The organism is Rugamonas sp. FW305-51 (assembly GCF_058786935.1).
Genome location: NZ_JBYSZG010000004.1, coordinates 227,919 through 234,140, shown reverse-complemented (window position 1 = coordinate 234,140; position 6,222 = coordinate 227,919). Strand labels below are relative to the sequence as shown.

The 6,222-nt window shown below is 60.9% G+C and carries 5 protein-coding genes; all 5 read left to right on the top strand.

Annotated features, from left to right (window positions below; all coding sequences use genetic code 11):
* Window positions 1-1,578, top strand: a 1,578-nt coding sequence (locus AC3WOS_RS05045) for a DUF5906 domain-containing protein (RefSeq protein WP_492714749.1), incomplete at its 5' end; no start/stop codon positions are given.
* A 320-nt stretch (window positions 1,579-1,898) separates the two neighbouring features.
* The gene (locus AC3WOS_RS05040; RefSeq protein WP_492714748.1) at window positions 1,899-2,372 is read left to right on the top strand and encodes a hypothetical protein; all 474 of its coding nucleotides are present in this window, start codon (window positions 1,899-1,901) and stop codon (window positions 2,370-2,372) included.
* Window positions 2,373-2,663: 291 nt separating this feature from the next.
* On the top strand, window positions 2,664-3,422 hold the full coding sequence (locus AC3WOS_RS05035) for a hypothetical protein (protein ID WP_492714747.1): 759 nt from the start codon (window positions 2,664-2,666) through the stop codon (window positions 3,420-3,422).
* A gap of 146 nt (window positions 3,423-3,568) precedes the next feature.
* Complete coding sequence (locus AC3WOS_RS05030) at window positions 3,569-4,186, top strand: hypothetical protein (RefSeq protein WP_492714746.1); 618 nt, start codon at window positions 3,569-3,571, stop codon at window positions 4,184-4,186.
* Complete coding sequence (locus AC3WOS_RS05025) at window positions 4,183-6,222, top strand: phage terminase large subunit family protein (RefSeq protein WP_492714745.1); 2,040 nt, start codon at window positions 4,183-4,185, stop codon at window positions 6,220-6,222. Before AC3WOS_RS05030 ends, AC3WOS_RS05025 begins: the two co-directional genes overlap by 4 nt.

The following is a 6,222-nucleotide window of genomic DNA, read 5'->3' as shown; positions in this document are numbered from 1 at the left end:
GGCGTAATCAGCGCTGGGCCCGCCCAGCGAGGAGAGGAAGGAATTCAAGCGGGGGCGGAGGCCCCCGAACCGGAAGTCGCAGTCGGGGACGCCGCTGATTCGTTTACGGCCGCCGTCGGCGCGCTGGCCGCTGACTATGACTATCCGCTGGCCGCCGACGATACCGAGCTGGCCACCCTGGCCAACCTGGACGATGTCCCCTTTGGCGCAAGCGCGCCGCTTTTCGCCGGGGGGGAGGGGGCGGGTGGCCATGCCAAGAAGGAAAAACCCAAGAAGGTGTATGGCGTTGAGCACTGGGCGGCCGTCGAGGATGTGCTGGACAACTTCATTCTGATCTATGGCGAGGACCTGGTGTGGGACTGCCGGCAGCGCATGCTGATGAAGCTGTCGGCGATGCGCACGGTGGTGCAGAACAATGACGTCATGAAGTTTTGGGGCGGCGAGGCGCGCAAGTGGGTACTGAAGAAAAACATCGTCTTCGATCCGACCGAAACACCCAGTCCGGCACGAAGCGGGCCAACGGCGACGGTTAACCTGTTCAGCGGATGGCAGATGGAGCCGAAGGCTGGCAAGTGCCTCCAGATTCAGGCACTGCTGCTTCATCTGGTCGACGGCAACCACGACATGTTCGACTGGATCGCCCGCTGGCTGGCCTATCCGCTCCGCAATCCGGGCGCCAAGATGGAAACGTCGATCATCATGCATGGCGACGAGGGCTCCGGTAAGAACTTCTTCTTCGAGAAGGTGGTCAAGGCGATCTACGGTGAATACGGCTACGTGATCGGCAACCAGCAGCTGGAGGCGCCGTTCAACGACTGGGCGTCCATGAAGTTGTTCATGGTGGCCGACGAAGTGGTGACGCGGGCCGAGCTGAAGCAGATGAAGGGCAAGCTGAAGTATCTGGTGTCCGGCGACACGATCATCATCAACCCGAAGGGACTGCCGGAACACAGCGAGCGGAACCAGATGAACTTCGTGTTCCTGTCGAACGAGCTGCAGCCGCTGGCGCTGGACAAGACGGACCGCCGCTACCTGGTGGTATGGACGCCGCCGGCATTGAGCAAGGAGTTCTACATCAGCGTGGCCGAGGAGATCGAGCAGGGCGGGATACAGGCGTTTTACCACTACCTGATGCACGACTTGGACATGGGCGACTTCAATGAACACACGAAGCCGATCTACAACCAGGCGAAGGACAACCTGATCGAGAAGAGCCTGGCGCCGTCCGAGCGCTTCTATCGGGAGTGGTCGAGCGGCCTGTTGCCGCTGCCTTTCATCACGGTCGGCGTCACGCAGTTGTATGAAGCCTTCCAGACCTGGTGCACGCGGTCGGGCGAGTCGCGGTACACCACGCAGACGATGTTCAGCCCTTCCGTGGAGCGGTATGCGGGCGCGGTGCTGAAGAAGCAGCCGATCAAGTACGAGTATGGCGAGGTGGTAAAGCAGCGGATCGTCTTCCTGATCGGGGATCAGCCGGCAGGCAAGACGCTGCGCGAGTGGGCGGAATCAGCATGTGGGCTGTTCGAGTCTGCGCTCAAGTCGTACAAGAGCAGGAATTTTGTTGATGTTGACGGTTAACCGCCAACATGGGAGCAAACCCCCCACATCGCAAACCCGCATGGATACAGGGGATGTTGGCGGTGTTGGCAGTATTGGCGTTTTTTGCGTTACCCACGCGCACGTACACGGCTGGCGAGTGGAAGCAGCAGTAAAAGCGGTGGAATTTTTTATACAACTTCAGATTTAACTATCAACACTATCAATACCGTCAACAAAGCTAGTAAAAATCAGGCTCTCCGATGTGGGGGGTAGTGTTGACAGTGTTGAGGGTTTGGAAAAATGAACATAACCAAGCTGGCAGGGCGGCGGCGTGGATCAAAACTGGACATGGGATCGTGATGAAAGAGTTCGAAGCGCGTATGGATAACTGGCGGCGTGTTGTGCTTGGTGGTGTGACGTCATCTTCGGCATGCTGTGCGAGCTGGGCGAAATGGTATGTGGCGCTGCGCACGTCAGAAGCGCCGCCGGCAAAGGAAGTGCTGGACGAGAAATTTAAGCCGCTGCGTGGCATCGTGAGCGCGGACCAATTGGACGGCTGGCTGATCGAAGCGGCATGGCGCAAGCTGGGCGACTACAACGACCGCCAGGCGCTGAAGTTCCTCTACATCCACCAGTGGCCCGAGGACAAGATCCGGCGCCAGCTGGTCGGTGTGCGCGGCCCGCACGTCCGCCTGGTTGTGGCGCGTGCGAAAAATAATCTGAACACCATCTTGAAAAAGCTGGACGACACGGCTACCATTCGCTCTACAACTTGCCTGCCGGGGTGTCCCGTGCCTACTGTCGAATTCGACGCTTCCTTGATGGAGGCGTAGATTCGCCGGTAGAAACCAGATCCCAAGAGCCCAGCCTAACCAGCTGGGCTTTTTCGTTTACGGCCGCAAGTTGTATCTGGTTTCAGATCGGCCGTAGCCTAAGCACGGCGGCGTTGGGCGAGAACGTTAAGCGCACCAATTCTCAACGACGAAAGGTGGTGATCTTGTCTCGATCCGCTGTAAAGCGGGGGATACAAGCGTGCTGTCGTCCTTCGCCTGGTGATAACCCCGGGCGCTTTTTATCCCGTGCAGACGCCTGCACACAAACATCGGATCGGATTGGAGGGGCGGATGGCAACGATCACGATGGCGGAGCAGATCAACCAGTTGCTCAAGAACCTGGATGACGCGGCCCGCAAGCACATACCGTTCGCCGTTGCGATGGCGCTGACCAAGACAGCGCAAGTCGGGGCGGCCGGCGTGGTGGATGTGATGCGCCAACGCTTCGACCGGCCCACGTCTTACTCGTTGAATAGTTTGCGGGTTGTTCCGGCAAAGAAGTCGGACGCCCAGCCGTTCGCCCGTGTCTTCTTCAAGGACGATTCCTTCAAGGGTACACCGGCCAGCAAGTACCTCAGTCCCGAAGTCCATGGCGGTCCGCGCTCTCAGAAGCGATTCGAGCGTGCGTTGATCGCGCGTGGCTTGATGAAGAGCGGGAAGTACGCCGTGCCTGCAGCTGGTGCACAGCTCGACCAGTATGGCAACGTGCGCCGCTCACAGATCGTCCAGATCCTCTCAGCGCTTCGTGCCTTCGGTGAGCAAGGTTACATGGCCAACCGCACTGGTAGCAAGAGGAGCCAGCGCAAGGGTAGATCGGCGCAGTACTTCGTCGGCGCCATTGATGGTGTTGAGGGTGTATGGCAGCGCCAGTCGTTCGGCTTCGGTGAGGGCATACGGCCCGTATTTGTGTTCACCGACAGCGCGCCGCAATACCGCGTGCTGATTCCATTCGACAAGATCGTGGAGAACGTGGCGCGTGCCCGGTTCGGAGGCGAGTTCAAGTCGGCGCTGGCCTTCGCACTATCGGGCGCGGCCTTCCGTCGTAAGTGAGAGCCGGTCGGCCGGTTCCCAAATTTTTCAGGGTCCTCCCTGGGGTGGCCGCGCACGGGTAATTCGAGCCACGTCGTTTCCCCGGTCGTAGCCCTCCAACGTTAGTGAAATCTGCATGGTGAAGTGAAATCCCATGGTGAAGTGAAATGGTGGTGCGCATGGATGGATACATTTCAAAGTCCGCCTTCGCCCAGGTGTACGGCTGCGCCCCCAGCTATGTCAGCAAGCTCAAGGCGCTGAATCGCCTGGTGCTGTCCGAAGACGGCAAGCTGGTGAACGTCGAGGCTTCGCTCAAGCTGATCGAAGCGACCGGCGACCCCGGCAAGACCGGCGTGCGTGAACGCTGGGAGGCGTACCGCAACGGCGATGACCTGGCGAGCATGCCGGCGCCGCCCAAAGTAGCCGAACAGGAGGAGGAGCAGGCGTCGGGCCGGTCGCGCGGCGGCGCGGATAAGGCGCCGAGCGCATACCACCAGGCCCGCACCGAGAAGGAGCAGATCGACGCCCAGCTCAAGATGATTGAACTGCGCAAGCTACAGGGCACGATCGCGGAAGTGGCGCCGATGGTGCAAGCCGTCCAGGCAACGCATATTGCGGCGCGCACTGCGCTCATGCAGCTGCCTGATCGACTGGCCCAGTTGATCGCGCCGGAGACTGATCCGGTCAAGGTGCACGAACTGCTGCGGCTGGAATGCGAGCGTGTCTGCGAAGTGATGCGGCGCGAAGTTGAAAGGCTGCGCGAGCGCGCTGAGGTGACGGTATGAACCTGGTAGACGGCTTCCAAGCAATACTGGACGCAGTGGAGGCGGCCTGGGAATTGCCCGCGGAGCTGACTGTCAGCCAGTGGGCGGACCTGCATCGTATCCTCCCTACCAAGGGCGCGGCGGAGCCTGGTCCGTGGCGGACGTCGCGGACGCCGTACCTGCGGGAGATCATGGACGTTCTGTCGCCTCAGCACCCGGCGACGGACATTTGCTTCATGGCGGCCTCGCAGGTTGGCAAGACCGAGGTGTTGCTGAACTGGATTGGCTACATCATCGATCACGCGCCGGCGCCGATGCTTGTCGTGCAGCCATCGGTCGATATGGCCGAGAAGTACAGCAAGCAGCGTATCACTCCGATGATCGAGAACTCGGAGCGTTTGACGGCAAAGATCCCGCCAGCGCGTTCCCGCGACAGCGGAAACACGACGCTGATGAAGGACTTTCCCGGCGGCATGCTGGTGATGACTGGCTCGAATGCGGCGAGCGCACTGGCGTCGATGCCGATCAAGAACTTGGGGCTGGACGAAACGGACCGATACCCCGGCGACGTTGACGACGAAGGCGATCCGATCGCCCTGGCTGAACAGCGCACGGTGACGTTCCCACGGGCGAAACGCTACAAGTCCAGCACGCCTGGCCGCGCCGACACGTCGCATATCGCGAAAGACTATGCGCTGTCCTCGCAGGCGCAGTACCACGTTCCGTGCCCGCATTGCAAAGAGCGGCAGGTGCTGAAGTTTGAACGGCTGGCCTGGCAGAAGGAACTTGACGAGGCGGGCCGCAAGGTACACAAGCCAGAGACGGCCGTTTATCTCTGTGAACACTGTGGTGACCCGATCGAGGAGCGTCACAAGAGCTGGATGCTAGAGGAAGGCCCTGGTCGCGCAGGCTGGGTCCACCGTTATCCGGACAACCCGCGACTGGGCTACCACATCAACGCGCTGTATGCACCGATCGGCCTGGGCCTTACTTGGCCGCAGATCGCTGAGAAATGGCTCGTGGCTTGCCGCGACCGAGCGAAGCTGCAGCCGTTCGTCAACCTGCAGAAGGGCGAACCATACGAAGACCACAGTGATCGCGTCAAAGGCTCGGAGCTGAAGCGTCGCGCCGAGGGCTGGGCGTTGCGCACCATTCCGGGCGGCATCCTGGTGCTGACGCTGGGCGTCGATGTGCAGAAGGACCGTCTGCACCTGCACTTGGTCGGCTGGGGCGAAAACGAACGGTGCGCGACGATCGACCGAATCGAGCTGCATGGCGATCCGGAAAAGCAGGAAGTGTGGGACAAGCTGACGGAGTTCCGCCGGCGGCCGATCCGTAACAGCTTCGGCGTTGACATCCGGATCGCTATGACTGCCATCGATACCGGCTACGCGACGCATCGTGTGTACAACTACGTGCGCCAGCATCGCACCGACGCAGTGATGGCGATCAAGGGCGCAAAGCAGCAGAACCGGCCGATCCTCACCAAGCCGACCAGGCAGGACGTGAAAAACGATAAGGGCGTGCTGCAGAAAAACGGTGTGCAGCTGTGGATGGTTGGCACCGACACGGCGAAGGCGGCGTTCTTTGCCCGCCTGGCCGGTGACGAGCCAGAGATCGACGGCGTGCTGCAGCTGGCTCCGCCGGAACAGCGGATGGTGCGCTTCCCTGCAGGCCTGCCTGACGAATTCTGGGATCAGATCACATCCGAGGTGTTCGATGAGCGGCAGGGGCGCTGGGTGAAGATCCGCGCCCGAAACGAGGATCTGGATACCTGGGTCTACGCCTACTCGGCGGCAAATCATCCGATGGTGCGTATCAACCGCCTGCAGGCAGCGGATTGGGATCACTTGCGCCAGATGATCGAGCCGCGCATGGGGGACCTGTTCAGTGCGCCGGTGATCGTGAATCCGGCGCCTGCGAGCCAGGCCGAGGCGGAGCCTGTGCAGACGTCTGCACAGCAGTCAGCGCCGGCCGTGCAGCAGGAAGCAGTACAAGCGGCGAGCGACCCGGAAGGGAGCGACTGGCTATCCGAAACTGATAATTGGCTGAACTGA